General features: G+C 61.2%; 13 protein-coding genes, 1 tRNA gene and 2 pseudogenes. 13 read left to right on the top strand and 3 right to left on the bottom strand.

Annotated elements, in window-relative coordinates; translation table 11 throughout:
- Positions 1-1,416 precede the first annotated feature (1,416 nt).
- The 6 genes and pseudogenes from HY696_08485 (at position 1,417) to HY696_08460 (ending at position 6,170) form a co-directional block, all read left to right on the top strand.
- Positions 1,417-2,664: pseudogene (locus HY696_08485) on the top strand (thrombospondin type 3 repeat-containing protein).
- A 303-nt stretch (positions 2,665-2,967) separates the two neighbouring features.
- A pseudogene (locus tag HY696_08480) lies at positions 2,968-3,387 on the top strand (hypothetical protein).
- 306 nt (positions 3,388-3,693) lie between these two features.
- Positions 3,694-3,900 (top strand): thrombospondin type 3 repeat-containing protein, encoded by a 207-nt coding sequence (locus tag HY696_08475; GenBank protein MBI4238436.1) that lies wholly within the window; start codon positions 3,694-3,696, stop codon positions 3,898-3,900.
- Positions 3,897-5,243, top strand: a complete 1,347-nt coding sequence (locus HY696_08470) for a hypothetical protein (GenBank protein MBI4238435.1) — start codon at positions 3,897-3,899, stop codon at positions 5,241-5,243. The genes HY696_08475 and HY696_08470 overlap by 4 nt, the downstream gene beginning before the upstream one ends.
- A gap of 139 nt (positions 5,244-5,382) precedes the next feature.
- Positions 5,383-5,470 (top strand) — tRNA-Ser (locus tag HY696_08465).
- Positions 5,471-5,822: 352 nt separating this feature from the next.
- Complete coding sequence (locus HY696_08460) at positions 5,823-6,170, top strand: hypothetical protein (protein ID MBI4238434.1); 348 nt, start codon at positions 5,823-5,825, stop codon at positions 6,168-6,170.
- 77 nt (positions 6,171-6,247) lie between these two features.
- Here the strand turns inward: HY696_08460 and HY696_08455 are convergent, their stop codons facing one another.
- A complete protein-coding gene (locus tag HY696_08455) occupies positions 6,248-7,483 on the bottom strand; it encodes a hypothetical protein (GenBank protein ID MBI4238433.1) in 1,236 nt (411 codons plus the stop codon).
- Between the two features lie 81 nt (positions 7,484-7,564).
- On the opposite strand from HY696_08455, the gene modA reads away from it, so the two are divergent.
- From modA to HY696_08440, 3 genes are read left to right on the top strand one after another with little or no spacing between them, the layout of a single operon-like run.
- Positions 7,565-8,344, top strand: a complete 780-nt coding sequence (gene modA / locus HY696_08450; GenBank protein ID MBI4238432.1) for a molybdate ABC transporter substrate-binding protein — start codon at positions 7,565-7,567, stop codon at positions 8,342-8,344.
- Entirely contained in the window at positions 8,341-9,036 is a 696-nt protein-coding gene (gene modB / locus HY696_08445) for a molybdate ABC transporter permease subunit (protein MBI4238431.1), read from the top strand. The genes modA and modB overlap by 4 nt, the downstream gene beginning before the upstream one ends.
- Positions 9,033-9,710, top strand: a complete 678-nt coding sequence (locus HY696_08440; GenBank protein ID MBI4238430.1) for an ATP-binding cassette domain-containing protein — start codon at positions 9,033-9,035, stop codon at positions 9,708-9,710. Before modB ends, HY696_08440 begins: the two co-directional genes overlap by 4 nt.
- A gap of 26 nt (positions 9,711-9,736) precedes the next feature.
- Here the strand turns inward: HY696_08440 and HY696_08435 are convergent, their stop codons facing one another.
- Positions 9,737-10,225, bottom strand: coding sequence for a hypothetical protein (locus tag HY696_08435; GenBank protein MBI4238429.1), 489 nt, complete (start codon positions 10,223-10,225; stop codon positions 9,737-9,739).
- Between the two features lie 98 nt (positions 10,226-10,323).
- Between HY696_08435 and nrfH the strand changes: the two genes are divergently transcribed.
- Together nrfH and HY696_08425 are read left to right on the top strand one after the other, a co-directional pair.
- Positions 10,324-10,779: a cytochrome c nitrite reductase small subunit gene (gene nrfH, locus HY696_08430; protein MBI4238428.1), complete on the top strand. Its 456-nt coding sequence runs from the start codon at positions 10,324-10,326 to the stop codon at positions 10,777-10,779.
- Positions 10,769-12,184, top strand: coding sequence for an ammonia-forming cytochrome c nitrite reductase subunit c552 (locus HY696_08425; GenBank protein MBI4238427.1), 1,416 nt, complete (start codon positions 10,769-10,771; stop codon positions 12,182-12,184). Before nrfH ends, HY696_08425 begins: the two co-directional genes overlap by 11 nt.
- On the opposite strand, the gene HY696_08420 is transcribed toward HY696_08425, so the two are convergent.
- Positions 12,159-12,623, bottom strand: a complete 465-nt coding sequence (locus HY696_08420; GenBank protein MBI4238426.1) for a hemerythrin domain-containing protein — start codon at positions 12,621-12,623, stop codon at positions 12,159-12,161. The genes HY696_08425 and HY696_08420 overlap by 26 nt on opposite strands.
- A 196-nt stretch (positions 12,624-12,819) precedes the next feature.
- Here HY696_08420 and HY696_08415 point away from each other — a divergent pair, with 196 nt between their 5' ends.
- Together HY696_08415 and HY696_08410 are read left to right on the top strand one after the other, a co-directional pair.
- Complete coding sequence (locus tag HY696_08415; GenBank protein ID MBI4238425.1) at positions 12,820-14,172, top strand: c-type cytochrome; 1,353 nt, start codon at positions 12,820-12,822, stop codon at positions 14,170-14,172.
- 79 nt (positions 14,173-14,251) lie between these two features.
- Positions 14,252-17,452, top strand: coding sequence for a hypothetical protein (locus tag HY696_08410; GenBank protein MBI4238424.1), 3,201 nt, complete (start codon positions 14,252-14,254; stop codon positions 17,450-17,452).
- The last annotated feature ends 1 nt before the right edge of the window (position 17,453 follow it).

Below are 17,453 nucleotides of genomic sequence, written 5' to 3'. Positions count from 1 at the left end.
ACAGTGGCTGATACCTCCGGTGGTGCAGGACTGGCGGGGGGGACCCCGGGGCTGTCGGCCGCCGGCCCGTTGCCGGTCCAATTAAGTCCACCGCTTCCGCTGGCACTTCCATCGGGCTCCGACAATACCACGACGTTCATCCATTTCTTGCAACACCCGGCGACGACCGGCCCGCTGTTTCGGAGCGACACCAATGTTTTACAAGTGAATGGGGCCGCAACGCCGGTCTCGGACCTGCTCGCGCTGGGGAACACCGTCGCGGGGGAGTGTGCGGAGATTGCGCCACTGATCAGTCCGGCGGCGACGGCGATGTTCAGCTTCCTCGATATGCTCGCTGTGCTGCAATTCACCCAAGCCGAGGCGACGACGTTCCCTCCAATTTGCCAAGAAGTTGCAGCGACGGCATTGATTTGTTCCGACAGCGGCGAATGCAAATTTGACGTCGTGAAGTTGGCCGCAGCGATCGAGGCCGCGAAGCTCGCCCACTGTCCGGCGGGGATTGATTGCGAAAAGTGGGGGGAAAAGCTGAAAGACTGGTGTCAGTACGAACAGACGAAGTTGAAATTTTCTCCGGCGATGTTGCAACCGGTCGTGGAGCAACAGCTCTGCACCAAGATGACGATTTTTTTGAAGCAATACCAATCGATCCCGGCACTGTGCGGCGCGTATCTGGGGTGCGCGGCGCAGGCGCCAAGCTGCGATCAAGTCGTTACGTGCATGGCCAATTGGCAGGATTGTGCGAGCGTGTTGCAGAGTGCCGCGTGTGGCGGCAATGGCGCGTGTCCCGATTTCCAAGCGTGCAAATTGCAAGAGTCGAAATGCACCGATGCCTATAGTTTGTGTGGGACGCAATTAAGTGGCTGTCAGGAATTTACCGCGGCATGCCAGACCGCCGGGATTAGTGATGCGGGCATTTGCGTTGGGATGGCGAATGCCGGCCCCGGCGGCTTCGGCAATTGCAGCGAATTAGCTGGATTCCCCACGCAGTGTCAGGATCCGGACTATTGTGACGGGAAGCCCGAGGCGGAACAAACGGAGTGCGTCCAGAACTGTAAGAAGTTCGGGAAGGGCCCCAGCGCGAAACTGCCACTGGAGCGGGTCGTGATGGCCGATTTGGTCGGTCCTGGGCAAGGAGCCATTGCGGCCACGGCTGCGGATGTGGTGCTCGAGGCCCAGATGGCCGCGCCGTATCCGTTCGCGCCGATGACCGTGAGCGCGAAGCGAGCGGCTGTGATCGCCGGCCCGCAAGGTGTTGCAGGGGTTGTGGCGCTGGTGCGGCCCCCCAACAGCGCGATGGCGCAGGCCCCGCAGGAACTCGCGGCCGCCAACCAAGGGGGAATGCATCTGGCGTATTACCGCTTCACGCCGACGAACAGCAGTCCGTTGTTACAGCCGTTCGCGGCCAGTACCGACCTCATGGAGCCGCCGCTCGCCGATTGGACCTTGTCGCCCTGTTCTCCGATGGCCTTCGACAACTCCGGACCGCAACCGGTTCCGAAGCAGTTCACGCCGGAGGAATTATTGGCGAAGGGGTGCGCGCGCGCAGTGGATCCGATCAATGTTGTTGTAGCCAATTTGTTCGGGACTCTGAACGCAGCACACGACCTCGTGTTGATCGATCGCGGACTCCTGCCGGATGGCAGTGGTCCATTTGCGTCGATCTATCGCAGTCAAGGACTGGTTCAGAACGCAACGCGCTTCGCGGATCTGTGGCGGTACCGCCAATTTGTCCGAATTGGGAAGGAATCGTACGGTGCGGCGGTCGTGGCGGACGCTGGCGGACGCGAAGCCGTGCTGATTGCCAGCAACGGACCGGACGAAACGGGGGCACATTTTGTGTATCGGCTCCACGTGAATGAGGCCCAGACCGTAGTCGTCGATGCAATCCCGGTCGGGAGTCTGCCAGAGGCTGCGGAATTTGGTCCCTATGGGCTGGCGGCTGCGGACTTCAACGGAGATAGCGTGGCAGATTTTGCACTGACGTGGGGCGCGTTGGGCCAAGAGCCGGTCCGCTTTGCCAATCGCTTCTCGGTATTTCTCTCGCAGAGCGATGGCAGCTATGCCGGCACGCTCTACGATGCGCCTGCGGTTTCTGAAGATGGTAAAGAGATCGCCAGTTCCGCGAATGCCCAATTGGCGGCGATTGCGCTGTGTGACTTGGATCGATTGGGCGTGATGGGGCTGTGTATTGGGGATCAACATCCGGTGCTGCAGGGAGAAAAACGGCGTGTCCTACTGTATTATTTCCGCGGCGGTCCTGGAGGGATCTTCGACGCCATCAATCCGCAGACCTTTGTCGTGAATACGCGTGAAGATTATTTGCCCCCGATCAGCACGGGCCTCGGTGGGGTGCGCCAGATTGCCGTGGATCCGAATCAACACCTCGCGGTGCTGAATGGCATGCCGTGGGTCCACGCGAAGGCGGCACCGGTTGTGCTTCCGCCGCCTCCGCCACCTCCGCCGCCGCCAGTCGCGTGCGCTGACCCGGACGGAGACGGGGTAGAAGTCCAACCCGCCTGCGCCGACAATTGCGCGACACAGGCCAATGTCGATCAGATCGATCACGACGCTGACGGCGTCGGGGATGCCTGCGACAATTGCCCGAACGTTGCGAACCCGACGCAGGCCGACGCGGACGGCGATGGAAAAGGTAATCTCTGCGATGCGGCCGGGCCGATTATCATTCAACCATGTCCCGACAAAGATGGCGACGGTGTCGAGACGGTCTTGAATAAATGCAAAGACAATTGCCCGAACGTGGCGAATCCGACGCAGGCCGATGGTGACGGCGACGGGATCGGCAATGCGTGTGAACCGCCGGCCTTTGTCCAATTCGAATGCGGCGATGCCGACGGCGATACGATCGTCGATACGCCGCAGAGCCTGGCCGGCGTGCCGTATGCCCAGCTCTCGCCGCAACAAAAATTATTCCTCGAAGTCTATTGCCACAAAGATAATTGCCCTGGGATGGCGAATCCGGATCAAGCGGATGGGGACGAAGATGGAGTCGGGAAATGGTGCGACAATTGCGACTTTGTGGCGAATCCCGGACAAGAATTTATTGCGGGTTGTGAACCCATCGGGCCGCCACCTCCTCCGCCGCCACCACCACCTCCACCTCCTCCTCCGGGCGACAATTTTACGTGCGCGGATGCAGATGTCGATGGCGTGCCGGATCGACCGGACACAATGAATGGCGTGTCTTATGCCCAGCTCTCCCCACAGCAGCAGAATTTGCTGAAGCACAACTGTGTGAAAGATAATTGCAACCCGGATCCTGCGGCCGATGCCTTGTTGTGCAAGGGGGCAGAAGAGGGCCCGGGCAATAGTGGGCAGCCGTGTTCCAATCATTCACAAGCCGATCAGGATGGCGATCTCCAGGGTGATATTTGTGACAACTGCCCTGGGGTGGCGAATCCGCTGCAAGAAGACGCTGACGGCGATGGCGTGGGGAAATGGTGCGACAATTGTGAGGTTGTGGCGAATCCCGCTCAACAATTGATCCCAGGCTGTGAGGCTGTTGGGCCTCCGCCGCCGCCTCCTCCACCGGTGCCGGACCAATTCGTCTGCGGAGACCGAGATGAAGATGGGATCTTCGACGCCTCGGTTTCGCTGAACGGCACCGGATATTTCTTATTGGAACTGTCGGCGAAAGAAAAGTTGGATCAGCACTGCAAGGTCGATAACTGTTCGATGCAGGAAGATGGGCCACGTTGCAAGGGGCCCGAGCCGGGGGCAGGGAACAGTGACAAGCTGTGTTCCAATCACAGTCAGAACGACCACGATGGCGATGGCGAAGGCGATGTGTGCGACAACTGTCCCGGGACGCCGAATCCCGATCAAGCGGATATCGACGGAGATGGAATGGGCGACGAGTGTCCGGCTGGTAAAGGGCTATGATGCAACGACGACAACAGTGGGGGACAGTGTGTGCCGCGGCATTGCTGCTGCTGGGCGTCGCGGCCTGTGGGACCGAGTCGCCGCCGCCGGCGGAAGTGAACGTGTTACTCAATCTCGGTAAAGTGGCGCCGCCTCCGCCGCCGCCCCCTCCGGGCGTCTGTGAAGATGCCGACGGTGACGCAGTCGAAGTCCTGCCGGCCTGTGTCGACAATTGCCCGACCGTCGCGAATGTGGATCAGCACGATAACGACGCCGATGGGATCGGTGACGTATGTGAAGATCTTCCGCCGCCACCCCCTCCTCCTCCACCACCGCCTCCTCCCCCTCCTCCATTGCCGGGGCCGGTAGTGAAGCTTGGCGATTGCCAAGTCGATATCGGACGGCATGCCGAGACGGTCCACCCGATCCAAGGGTTGCAAGATTACGTCCTCGGCCTGAATGAACAAGTGCGCGCCATCACCGGCCTCCCGATGGATTTGTTTGCGGGCGAAGGAGGCGCGCGTTTCGTGGCGACGTGCCGTGTCGCGGCCGGGACCGACGTCATTCCAGTCAATCTCGCGACCGGAAGCGCGGTGGCGCGTTTTTACCAAATGCGCGGCGCTCCGTTGAAAAACTACTTCCGGCAGCAGCTGCGTCCCGGCGTCGATGAAGTCCTGCGTCGCCCGGTACAACTCGTGCCGCCGACCACGGCGATGCTCGGGAAAGACTTGGCCGCAGCGAGTGCTTCACTGCCCGCGCCGAGCGTCGATGCCGATCCACTCGACGCGGTCCTTCCCGGCGCGAGCGTCGCGGTCGGGGACGGGGTCTATCAGATCAACAACATGCTTCGTGTGGAACTCCATTACGAGTCGTCCACGATCGGCAAGGCGATTGACCCGAGCCAAGACGGTCTCCGCGTGCAACTGTTCGGCGTTGTGGGGCCCGACGCCTGTGCGTGGGCAACCGATTCTTGTCCGCCCGAGAAGCGCGTCCCCAATATTCAAGACCGACACATTCATCCGCGCGCCGATGTGTTGGAGCCGTTGGCCGAACTCGTGGCGCAGAAAAAATTGCACAATGAACCGATTACGCCATCCATCTTCGACGAACTGTTCGCGACGCAGACTTGGGACACCAGCAACTGGATGCATTACCACTTTAAAGGGGCCGGTACGAGTGTCCACGTCGTGTCCACCGGCGGATTCGAAGAGGCCGCCGGCGGGTGCAGTTGTCGACTGGATGGCAACCGCCGTGCGTCGCTTCCCGGCAATGCGGCCGCTGTTGCAGGCTGTGGCCTGTTGCTGGCGGGACTGTGGTGGATGCGCGGGTCTGTGCGCAATGCAGCACGGCGACAGGTGCGGTAGTTTTTTCAGGTCCTCTGCAATTCCATTTCACACATGACTTGCTTCGATCTTCTGACGACTGTTATAGCCGGTGCGCGCAGCGCTTGAGGGAAGGAATGAAAATAGAAAATAGAAAATAGAGGATCCGCCGGTGGCGGATGGAGGGGTGGCCGAGTGGTTGAAGGCGCCAGTCTTGAAAACTGGAGTCCGTCAAAAGCGGACCGTGGGTTCGAATCCCACCCCCTCCGCAGAAACAACAGCGGCCCTTTGGGGCCGTTGTTGTTCCTGCGGTATCTAATGAGGCAACGGTCCAGTGGACCGTTGCCGACCTTAGGGTGGGATTCGAAGCCCGGAGCCGGCGGGGACCCGCGTAAGCGGGTGGCGGCGAGGGCCGGTCCGGAGGCACTCCGCGACAGGCGGAGGGACCGGAGGGAATCCCACCCCCTCCGCAATAATTTTGCTTACGCAAAATTTCGTATATCGTGGTTCGTGTATCGTATATCGGGTAAGCCAGTGCGCGGTCGTGTAGGCAAAATTTTGCCCCGATATTCGATATACGATATTCGGAATAAAAATTACGCCACGTAACGTGGAGGTGCCATGGAAATGATCAACAGGAGTTGGGTGTGCATCGTCGTCCTGCTGATGGCCACAGCGTGCGGCAGCGGTGGGGGCAGTAGCAGTGGAAGCGGGTGCCCGAACGTGGTGGTGGGGACGGAGGCCGGGTGGCCGACGATCGACGAGGTCGCGAACTGCGAAGGGTGCAGCTCCGGTTCGTACACCTTCACCTGCAGCGGCGAATCGCGGACGGTCACTTGCGTGAACGGGGAAATCAAGGACAACGCGGCCGGCACCTTCTTCGGTTCCACCGGCGACTGCACCGAAGGTGGCCTCTCCTGCTTCAATGGGGCCGTGAACACCAGCTGTGTGGATACCGCCAGCGAATAATATTCATTTGAGTGGGGACAGGTACCTTCAAATGCCCGCCATTCCTGCATCGGAAGGTACCTGTCCCCGCTCGGATGTCATTCTGTATTTGGCAGCGCGTCGATCATGCCTTGAATGCGTTGTTGGTCGGCGCGGATCTTATTCGACAACCGTTCCACTTGCGAAGTAGTGTCGGAGCTGCCGGTGCCGCGATCTTTGGCCATCCGTTCCGCCATACGGGTCTCAAAATCACGGCCGGCTTGACTGGCCTTGGTGAGGTTGGTGTCGCGGGTTCGCTCCCACGCGGCGAAGCGTTCGGCGCGTGTGGTGGTGAATCGTTGTAAGAGTCCCGGCATCGCGGTGTTCAAGCGTTCCAGCGCACTCGGGAGTTCGGTTTTGAGCACGGCGACGATATTGGCATAGCCGAGTCGATGGCGTGGGCGATATTGCCCGTCGAGGATCCGACCCGAGTCCGTCAGTGCCAGTGCGAGATTCGGACCGAGGATGGGGTCGATTTCCGCGGACAACTCTGCGGCCAAGCGACTCGGGATGGCGCGCAGTGCAAAGCCGAGATCGCCCGCCGTGCCGCGCAAGTCGAATCCGAGGTCGCTCATTTTGGCACGGATGTCGAACTGTTGATCGCCTTCTGTGGCGCGGCCGTCGAAGCCTCGATCGCCACTGCCGGCCGTGGCCTCGAACTCGATGTCGCCCACGCTGCTCCGCATCGTGAATTGAATGTCGCCGACTTGCGACCGCATCTCAAAGCTGTTGTTTTGTGCCAGGCGTGCATTCAGCACTGCGCGTTGTCCGGCAATCCACTGTTTATAACCGGTGACGAGTTGTGTGATGTCAGCGGTCGACGTGCGCGTTGTGGCGTCGGCTGTGGTCGTCTGGATTAAGCGGCCACTGATCGCCTTATATTCCGCAGTGACCATGCCGACACGGGAATCGAGATCGGTTTCGCGTGGCGGCACTTCGTTGGCAGTGGCTTGGAGCCACTCTTGGACCGCGCGGAAGGCAGGGCTGTTGAGGACGGTCTCGCGGAACGCATTCAATATATCGCTCCAGCGTTCGACTTCGCTCTCTTCGATGGCGGCGGGCGTCTGAGTCTCAAGTTGTTGCAGCCGCGCGCGCACGTCGTCGGTTCCGCCCACGAAGAGATCCTTCGCGCCCTGACCGGTGATGCCGTAGTAACTGACGACGTCGCAGGTCTCGAGGTCTGTCGGATCTCCTGCCTCGCTACTCAGGCGAGGAATGATTTTGCCGAGCGTCTGATCGTCCCACCACTTGCGGTCGATTGCAATCGATTCGCAGCGCCGTGTCTCGTTACCCATAAAATTCTCCAGTGATTGAGTTATCGGCTGCCTGAAAGAAAAGTTGCTTCTCTATATCGCACCTCTTAAGAAGCCTCAACTATGGGGCTCAGGGGGGTTGGGTATCTCATATTATTGTGTTTGATCCATCGCGGGGCTGCGCTCGGGGCGGTTTCGGACGGTCACGATACGCTGACCGTGGCCGTGGCGGCCAATGCGCAATATGTGGTGCAAGAAATCGCAGAGGATTGGGAGCGGGACGTCGGCGGGCACGCGACGTTGGTGGTCGGGTCGTCGGGGAAGCTCGCGGCTCAAGTGCGGGAGGGGGCCCCGTTCGATGTCTTCGTCGCGGCCGATACGGAATATCCGGCGGCGTTGCAGCGCGAGGGCTTTGCGGAGCGGCCGCACGTCTATGCGATCGGGAGTTTGGTGGTCTGGACATGGCGGGATTCGTTGAGGCCGGACGTGGCGTTGACGTTTCTCCGCAGCGGTGCAGTCAAGCAGATCGCGATCGCGAATCCCGCCGTGGCGCCGTATGGGGCCGCGGCGATGGAGGCGTTGACGCATGCAGGCCTGTGGCCGGCGGTGCAGTCGAAATTAGTGTTGGGCGAGAGTGTCGCCCAAGTGAATCACTATCTGACGACGGGTGTGGTGGATGCCGTGATCACGGCGCAGGCGATGGTGCATCTGCCGGCATGGCGCGGACGTGGACGATGGATGGTGGTAGATCCGTCGTGGTATCGGCCGATTGAACAGGCGGCCGTGCTATTGCGCCACGGGCGACAACGGAATGCCGTAGCGGCGGAGGCGTTCTTGGCGTTCCTCGGTTCGCCGACGGCGCAACAACGACTCACGCACTACGGTTATCGGTTGCCACTATGATCCTCGCTGCGACGACACCATTCGATCCTGCGCCGTTATGGCTCTCGGTGCGGCTGGCCGCGGTGACTACGAGCATTTTGTTGCTGTTGGGCGTCCCGTTGGCGGCGTTGATCGCGCGGGGTCGGTTTCGCGGCCGCGCAGTGCTGGCGACATTCGTGAGTCTGCCGTTGGTGTTGCCGCCGTCGGTGTTGGGATTTTATCTCTTGGTCGCATTCAGTCCCAGCCGCCCATTTGGCGCGCTGATTGAGCGTGTCTTCGATTGCCGGCTCGCGTTCAGCTTCACCGGCCTCGTGATCGGGTCGGTGCTCTACAGCCTGCCGTTCATGGTCCATCCGATCCAGGCCGGATTGGAGGCGTTGCCGCCGTCGCTGGCGGAGGCGTCCTATACGCTCGGCAAAGGGCGCTTTACTACGCTGCTGCGTGTGCTGCTGCCGAACATTCGCCCGTCGCTGCTGACGGGGATCGTGCTCAGTTTTGCCCATACGCTCGGTGAATTCGGCGTCGTGTTGATGATCGGCGGCAACATCCCCGGCGTGACGCGCGTCGCGGCGCTTGCGATCTACGATGAGGTCGAGACGATGCACTATGCTGCCGCCCACACGTATGCCGCGATCTTGTTCGGCGTCTCGTTTTGCATCTTGCTTGCGGTGCATATGATTAATGGCCGCTTTTTGAAGGAGTCGGTGCGATGATTGAGCTCGCTGTGCGGCAGCGCTTCGGTCATCGCGGAACGCGGATCTGGGACCTGCAGCTCGATGGCACGTTGGCGACCGGGCAAGTGACAGCGCTGTTCGGCCCATCCGGCGCGGGCAAGACGACGGTGCTGCGGCTCTTGGCCGGACTGTGCCGGCCGGATGCGGGCCGGATCGTGGTGGATGGGGCCGTGTGGTGCGACACGGCGGCGGGAGTCTGGGTGCCACCGCAAGCGCGTCGCGTCGGCTTCGTCTTCCAAGACTTCGCGCTGTTTCCGCATATGACCGTCCGGGAAAACGTGGCGTTCGCGCTGCCAGCCGGTGGCGATACGAATATCGTAGATGTCCTGTTGGAGCTGATGGTGTTGACCCCGTTACAGCGCTTGCGCCCGGCGGCGTTGTCCGGCGGACAAAAACAACGTGTTGCCGTGGCCCGTGCGCTGGCCTTCCGTCCCCGTTTGCTGTTACTGGACGAACCGTTCGCCGCGTTGGAAACGGTGCTGCGTCGACGTCTCCAGACGGACGTGCTGGAGTGGCAGCGACGCCATGCGTGCACCACGCTGCTGGTCAGCCACGATGCGGCAGAAGTCGCCCGGATGGCGGACACCGTTTGGGTGTTGGAAGAAGGCCGCGTAACGGCCCGTGGCACGCCAAGTACCTGCGTACGCACGTAAGCACGTACGCACCTACGCACGATTTCTCACACCTGTCCGAACTTCATCCAGACGGTGCCGGCGCCGTTGGTGTCGCTGGTGTAACGATAGATCACCCAAATGTTGTCGATCGTGGAGCCGGATTCGTCGATCGGGCCGTTGCCGGTGTCGCTGTTCCAGCCATCCAATGTGACTTTTCGGGTCATGCCGTAATCGGCAATCGCCCAGGTCGTCCAGTCCGATGCGGCAATGCTGGAAACGCTCCATGCGCCACTCGACGAGCCGAACTGCCAACCGCCGCTCGCATCGAGGACCAGATGGGTGCTGACTGGGGTGATTTGTTGCGTGAGTCCGTTGTCGAAATAGATCGTTTCAGTCAAGATCCGCCATTCTCCGGCCAGTGCGGCATCGACCGATCCGCTGCTGCCGCCGCTACTGCTACTACTGCTTCCGGTACTGGTGCCACTCCCACAGCTTGCCAGGCCGCACATCAGCAGGAGCAGCACTCCGCCGAACCATCGTTGCCATTGTTTCATAGAGAATCCCCCCTCCAAGCAGTGTAGCATGCCGTTGCTTCGCGCGGCAATCTTGCCGTGTCTGCGCGTCTCTGCTACAGGCGCATTCGCTCAGGGGGATGTCCGCCATGGGATGGTCGTGGTCAGGTATGCGCATCGGGATGGGGGCGTGTGTGGGTGTCGCGCTGGGGCTTGGCGGCTACACCTTTCTCTATGCGAAAGGGACGTCGTATTTGACGAACGACCCTGCGGCCTGCGCCAATTGCCACGTGATGAACGACCAATATAGCGCGTGGCTCAAGTCGAGCCATCGGGCCGTGGCGGTATGCAATGACTGCCACACGCCGCATTCGATGGTCGGGAAATATTTGACCAAGATGGAAAATGGGTTCCGCCATTCGACGGCGTTTACCATGGGCTGGTTTCCGGAACCGATTCGGATCACGGCCGGCAGTGCGGCAGTGGCGGAGGCGAATTGTCGCCGCTGTCACAGCGACGTTGTGCAAGCGATCGAAGCGCCAGGGGAACCGCTGCCGTGTGCGCGGTGCCACTTGGGTGTGGGACATGCGGATTAGAGGAGGTATTATGGTGCTTTCACGACGGACAACGATGTGGCTGACGATTCTTGGCGCGAGTGTGACGGCCGCCGGTGCGGCGGCGCTGCTGATCAATATCTTCGAACGGAAGCAGGAGGGGCGCAATCCGTTCTATCGGGTCGTGGAGCTGACCGACGAAACGGAAGACGCCGCAGTGTGGGGGAAAAATTTCCCACTGCAATACGACGGCTATCGGCGGACCGTCGATATCAGTCGGACGCGTTATGGCGGCAGCGAAGCGGTTCCGCGCACGCCCAGCGCGGCCGATCCGCGTTCGGTCGTGGCGCAATCGAAGTTGGAGGAAGATCCGCGGCTGAAGACGATGTGGGCGGGTTATGCGTTCGCGCGCGATTTCCGCGAGGAACGCGGACACGCGTATATGCTCGACGACCAGACGTTCACGGAGCGGCAGCAATCGGCCCCGCAACCGGGGACCTGCATCCACTGCCACGCCTCGGTGTATGTGCCGTATATGAAGGCCGGGGATGGGGATTTGATGAAAGGTTTCGAAGTGGTCAACAAGCTGCCCTATGCGGAAGCGCGCAAATTAGTGAGTCACCCGGTGTCGTGCATCGATTGTCACGATGCGAAGACCATGCAGTTGCGTGTCACGCGGCCCGGTTTTTTTGAAGGGATCCGTGCGTTGAAGGCATCACAGGGTATTCCGGAATACGATGTGAATACGCAAGCGACGCGGCAGGAAATGCGCTCGTATGTGTGCGGGCAGTGCCACGTGGAGTACTACTTCAAAGGGCCGGAGAAACGCTTGGTCTATCCGTGGAGCAAGGGGCTGCAAGTAGAAGCGATCGCCGCGTACTACGATGAAGTAGGGCACAAGGACTGGGTGCATGCCGAGACCGGCGCGCCGGCGCTGAAGGCGCAGCATCCGGAATTTGAATTGTGGAGTCAGGGGATTCATGCCCGGTCCGGCGTGGCCTGCGCGGATTGCCACATGCCGTATACGCGCGAGGGGGCGTTGAAAATCAGCGATCATCACGTGCGCAGTCCGCTGCTGAATGTGAATCATGCCTGCCAGACGTGCCATCAATGGCCGGAGACGGAATTGAAGGAGCGCGTGGAGCAGATTCAAAGCCGTCACTTTGCGATGCGCAATACGGCGATGGATGCGTTGATGGATTTGATTGCTGACCTCAAGGCCGCGAAGGCGGCCGGGCGCACGGATGATGAACTGTCCGCCGCGCGGACGGCGCAACGGCGCGCGCAATTCTATCTGGATTTTGTCGAAGCGGAAAACTCGACCGGCTTTCATGCGCCGCAAGAGGCGGCCCGTATTTTAGTGGAGTCGGTGAATGCCTCGCGCCAAGGCCAGATGTCGCTGCGCGGGCCGGTGCCGGCCGCTATCGCGCCGCCGCCTGCTCGGTGAGTTGCGCCGTGTGCTCGAGCTGGCGAAGAATTTCCGCGAGGGCCGGCCCCTCCAACTGTTCGTCGAGCCACGGGTAGAGGATTTTTTCTTCTTTGCTGTTGTGCATGCCCATTACTTCGAGGAACTGCGCTTCCAGCGTGTCGGTTTCCCAGACTTGGTGCAACAACTGCTGTTCGATCTGGTCGACGATCCAATGGATTTGGCGATGCTCGTCGCGCATCACGGCGGTGGGGCCGTAGCCTTTCATGCCGGTGGCGTTTTCGAACGGTGGGAAGAGCAATTCTTCCTCCCAGCGAATATGTCGATCTAAGCCGCGCTTGAATTGAGTAAAGCAGAGCAGCGCGGTTTCTGGGTCACGCGCCTTGTGTTTGCGGAAGCCGGCGAATAGGTCGTCGAGGCGACGATGGTCGCGTTCCAGAAAATCGTAGATCGTGTTCATAGAAAATGCCTCCTGTGTGCGGTGCGGAAACATGCCGCAGCCGGCGGCGAGCTCCTATGACGCGCGTCAGGTGGTTTGTCGGCGCGCGCGAGTGAAAACTCGCATCGCATGTCTTGCTGATCGCCCGCATATGTGGTTAATGCCGTGGGCTATATGTTATCGATAGTGAGGTCTGGAGCGTGGGACGGGAGGCGATATGCGGACACGGGTGGGGGCGAAGTGGGTGGCACTGCTTGGATTGGTGGTGGTCGGGTGCCAAGGGGGGCGGGGCACGGAAGTTGAACTGCAACGGGGACGACAGCTCTACACGGCGCAGTGCGCGGGATGTCATGGGGCGAAGGCGGACGGCCAAGGGGAGCTCGCCTCGTATCTGACGCCGCGGCCGCGTGATCTGACGAATGGCATTTTGAAATATCGCACTACGGAAGGGACGACGCCGTCGCCGGTGGAAATCTTGCAAACGGTCAAAGTCGGAGTGCCCGGCACCGCGATGCCGGGATGGGATTTGCTGAGCGACAAAGATTGGCGTGCGCTCGTCGCGTATCTGCAACATCTGATTCCGCGGTATGTCGCGGCGCGGCCGGGGCCGCGGATTGAAATTCCGACGAAGCTGGCGACGTCGCCGGCGGTCGTGAGTGCGGGCGAGCAATTATTTGCGCGCAGCGGGTGTGTGGCGTGCCACGGGAAAGACGGGCAAGGCAATGGGCCGTCGGCGGTTGGACTGACCGACACGTGGGGTAATGCGGTGGTGCCGCGCGACCTGACGCGGGGTCCTTTGAAATGGGGGAGTCGGGATGAAGAGATCTACCGCACATTGGCGGTCGGCATCCCCGGCACGCCGATGCCGGGATATGCGCGGAGTCTGAACGCGACGGAATTATGGCAACTGGTTCACTATATTCAATCGCGTTTGCAACTCCCGGAGGGCTTCGATCCCTCCCATCCGAAACGGAGTCTGCTGCGCGTGGCGCGCGTGAGTGGCGAACTGCCGCTCGATCCGACGGCGGCGGCGTGGCAGGGTGTGAAAGCAGTGCCGGTCTATCTGCATCACGTGACGGCAGGGCAGGAAAGCACGGAATGGGTGCTGGTCAAGGCGATCGGCAATGCGCAAGAAATTGCGTTTGCGGTCCGCTGGGCGGATGATGCCATGAATCCCGAAGTGGGGAACGGCGACGGCGTGGCACTCCAATTTCCGGTGCGGGCGCCCGCCGATCCGGCTGCATTACCGTTCGTAGCGATGGGGAGCGCCGATAATCCAGTGCAAATTTGGGCCTGGCGGGCGCCGGAACAGATCACGGAATGGCGGGCGAAAGGTGTAGGGCATCAATCGATGATTGAGGCTACCGAACGCCAATTGCAGGCGACCGGGAAATATTTGCAAGGCGAGTGGGAGGTCGTGTTGCGGCATCCGCTGCAGGGCGTGGTGGCGCAAGATGCGGTCTTGGAGCGGACCGGATACGTGGCGTTTGCGGTCTGGGACGCCGACCGTCCCGATCGGAATCAACCGAAATCCTTTTCCGACTGGGTCGTGTATGAATACGTGCCGTAGGCTGGAATAGGGACGTGCGTAGGTGCGAAGAATGACCGTGGTCATGTCCCCACTACGTCGTATATACTAAGGCCTCCGTATGTCCCTGCCGTCCGCATACCGCTGTCTGGCCACGATCCTCGGTTTGCTGTGGCTGAGTGGATGTGTAGCGAGCAAGCCGACTGCGGAGGGGGGGGATGTTGCCGCAACGGCGACGCCCGCACCGGCAACCTCCGAATCCTCCACGCCGATTTTTCCCCATGCCAGTGGCTGGAAGGCCGCCGCCAGTCACGGGGCCGCGGCGCGGCACTTTGGACAAGCGGCGTGTCTGCAGTGCCACGCCTCAGCCGACCCGTGGAATACCGCGCCGACGTGTCGGAGCTGTCATGCCGAATATCCGCATCGTGACGATTGGGTCCAACCGACGCAGCATGGTGCCTTCGTGCGTGCGAAAGGGAAGGCCGCATGCGCCACGCAGTGTCACGGGACGGATTTACAAGGCGGGCTCTCCGGGGTGTCGTGCACCACGTGCCACACCCTCTATCCGCATGCCGCCACCTGGCGGGAACCGGAACAGCACGGTCAATTAGCCAAATGGGGCGGGCGCGTGGCCTGCCAAGGCTGCCACGGTGAGGACTTGGCGGGCGGATCGAGCGGAGTCTCCTGTACGCAATGTCATGTGCGCTATCCGCATCCGAATGCGTGGGCGGAACGGGAACAACACGGCGTGTGGGTGTCGTCGCATACTTCTACGGATTGTGCCACGGGTTGTCATGGCACGGACTTGGGCGGCGGCCGTACCGGCGTCTCGTGTACAGGCTGCCACCAGACGTATCCGCATCGGGCGGACTGGGCCACACCGGAGCAACATGGGGCGGTCGCGCAGACGCTCGGCCAGACGGAGTGCGCGCGTTGTCACGGCGACGATTTTCGCACGGTGTTAGGTGGAAAGAATTGTTTTACGTGTCACGCCGATTATCCGCATCCGGCCAGTGCTGTGTGGCGACCGTTCGGTGGAGGGCACGGCGAGCGCGTGCAACAAGGGTACGACGGCAACACCGACGAATGCCAACGCTGTCATGGCGCCACATTGGAACGGGAACTGAACGGCAAGACGTGTTACTCGTGCCATCCGAGCTATCCGCATCGTGGGACTGAAACGGCACCCTGGAAGGCCTATGCCGGTCACGGGGCCTCCGCACTGGCGGCGTCCACTACGGAGTGTGCGCTGTGTCACGGGGCCTCGTTGCACGGCGAACTGCAGGGCAAGCCGTCGTGCAGCAGCAGCGACGCCGGGTGTCATGCGGTCTATCCACACGGGGCGGCGTGGGCGTTGTCGAAAGGATTGCCGCAGGAACACGCGGAGTACGTCCAAGCGAATGGTTTCGAGTCGTGTGGGACGGTGCATTGCCACGGCGTGGACTTGCAAGTGGAATCGAAAATCACGGTCGGCCCGTCGTGTGGTGGCTGCCACGACGGCTTTCCCCATCCCGCGGGTTGGGAGTCCGGGCTGTTCCATGGTCCCAGCGCGCGGGCCGATATCGACGGTTGCAAGTCCTGTCACGGTCCGCAACTCAATATTGTGCTCGGCGGGAAGCCGACGTGCGAAGGCTGCCACGCCAGTTATTTGGTCCATGACTCCGCCGCGATTGCGCCGCAAGGGTGGGGATTGCTCAGCGGGCATGGTTCGTTCCTGTTGGCACTCGCAGACAAGACCGATCGCTATACGAAGATCGCGGAATGTCGGATGTGTCATGGGCCGAAGAACAACTCGATCGGGGTGCCGAAGAAGACGTGTGGGTATGCTACGTGCCACGCCTCATATCCGCACGAAGATCCACAGTGGGGCGCACTCGGCGCGGCCGGGGAACCGCCGCTGCATGTTGGTTATATTAAGGATACGTTACAAGGGAAACTCGACCCGTGTCGGATGTGTCACGGCGCCGCGTTGGACGGCGGGCATGCGCAGCAATCCTGCATGACGTGCCATCCAGGATATCCGCATGCGTCGGGATGGGTGGCGCCCAAAGGTGCGTCGCAGCAACATGCGGCGCAGATTCAAGTGGGCGGGCTCGGGTCGTGTGGCACGGTCAAGTGTCACGGCGAAAATTTGCAGGTGTCTCCGGGGGTGACGGCAGGTCCTTCATGTAGCAAGTGCCACGAGACGTTGCCGCATCCGGAGGGCTGGGCATCTGGTTTAGTGCACGGGCCGAGCGCGCTAACAGATATCGACAGTTGTAAGGCGTGCCATGGATCGCAGCTGAATGTTGCATTGGGCGGCAAGCCGTCGTGCGAAGGGTGTCACGCAAGCTACTTGGCGCACGATTCAGCGGGGATTGCCGCGCCGGGATGGGGGCAATTCAGCGGCCATGGTGCGACGCTCATGGCCATGGCGAGTAAGGCCGATCGCTATGCAAAGATCACGGAATGTCAGCTGTGCCATGGCGTGAAGGAAGATGCGATTGGCGTGACGAAAAAAACCTGCGCAAGCGCGAGCTGCCATGCCTCGTATCCGCACGACGATCCCCAATGGGGTGTGGTGGGTGCCGCCGGGGAACCGCCGCTGCATGTTGATTATATAAAGGATACGTTGCTCGGAAAACTTGATCCATGCCGCGTGTGCCACGGCGCGGCATTGGACGGTGGGCATGCGCAGCAGTCGTGCATGACGTGCCATCCGGATTATCCGCATCCCGCCGGGTGGGCGCGGGCCTGGAACACTAAAGCGGCCACGTTGAGCGGTCACGGCCCGGCATTTACGAAACAAGCGACGGCGATGGGGGCGAAAGATCCGGCGCAGTCGGTCACGTGTTGGGAGTGTCACGACCAGCCGGTGTTGTTCAATAGTGAGACGGACACGAAGGCCTCGTTGCAGGCGAAAGGGGATTGTTACACATGCCATTGGAGCTATCCGCATTGGCAAATTACAGAATCGTGGCTCGTGCGGGAGTGGGAGCCGGCAATCACCTACAGCACCGACGCCAACGGTCAACCGTGTGGATCGGCCAAGCTGGGTGTTGGGACGCAAGCGCACTTCGTTGCGATCGTGGCTGCGCCGTTCCTGGTCAATAGCGCCGGGAAGTCGTTCGCGTTCGCGTGGGAGCAGATCGATTCGGTGCCATATGTGGCCTACACCTGCGGTGGCGGTGTGAATGGATCGTGTCACATGTCCGGGTATCGGTCCGCAAAACATGGCGGAACGGGCACGTGTACACAGTACTGTCACAACGCCACGCTCGCTCCGTTGCCCGTCTATCCAGACTGTCCTGTGCTGCCCACTGAACCGTTGCCGGAGGAGTGAG

The organism is Deltaproteobacteria bacterium (genome assembly GCA_016210045.1).
GTDB lineage: Bacteria > UBA10199 > UBA10199.
This window is presented reverse-complemented; position numbering and strand designations above follow the sequence as displayed.

What these genes read in the sequence shown, in the direction of transcription:
- HY696_08425 (MBI4238427.1), top strand. Translation starts at nt 10,769, where the DNA reads ATGCGGATTAGAGGAGGTATTATGGTGCTTTCACGACGGACAACGATG.
- HY696_08460 (MBI4238434.1), top strand. Translation starts at nt 5,823, where the DNA reads ATGGAAATGATCAACAGGAGTTGGGTGTGCATCGTCGTCCTGCTGATG.
- HY696_08440 (MBI4238430.1), top strand. Translation starts at nt 9,033, where the DNA reads ATGATTGAGCTCGCTGTGCGGCAGCGCTTCGGTCATCGCGGAACGCGG.
- HY696_08410 (MBI4238424.1), top strand. Translation starts at nt 14,252, where the DNA reads ATGTCCCTGCCGTCCGCATACCGCTGTCTGGCCACGATCCTCGGTTTG.
- modB (MBI4238431.1), top strand. Translation starts at nt 8,341, where the DNA reads ATGATCCTCGCTGCGACGACACCATTCGATCCTGCGCCGTTATGGCTC.
- HY696_08415 (MBI4238425.1), top strand. Translation starts at nt 12,820, where the DNA reads ATGCGGACACGGGTGGGGGCGAAGTGGGTGGCACTGCTTGGATTGGTG.
- HY696_08455 (MBI4238433.1), bottom strand. Translation starts at nt 7,483, where the DNA reads ATGGGTAACGAGACACGGCGCTGCGAATCGATTGCAATCGACCGCAAG.
- HY696_08470 (MBI4238435.1), top strand. Translation starts at nt 3,897, where the DNA reads ATGATGCAACGACGACAACAGTGGGGGACAGTGTGTGCCGCGGCATTG.
- HY696_08420 (MBI4238426.1), bottom strand. Translation starts at nt 12,623, where the DNA reads ATGAACACGATCTACGATTTTCTGGAACGCGACCATCGTCGCCTCGAC.
- HY696_08475 (MBI4238436.1), top strand. Translation starts at nt 3,694, where the DNA reads ATGCAGGAAGATGGGCCACGTTGCAAGGGGCCCGAGCCGGGGGCAGGG.
- modA (MBI4238432.1), top strand. Translation starts at nt 7,565, where the DNA reads ATGGGGCTCAGGGGGGTTGGGTATCTCATATTATTGTGTTTGATCCAT.
- HY696_08435 (MBI4238429.1), bottom strand. Translation starts at nt 10,225, where the DNA reads ATGAAACAATGGCAACGATGGTTCGGCGGAGTGCTGCTCCTGCTGATG.
- nrfH (MBI4238428.1), top strand. Translation starts at nt 10,324, where the DNA reads ATGTCCGCCATGGGATGGTCGTGGTCAGGTATGCGCATCGGGATGGGG.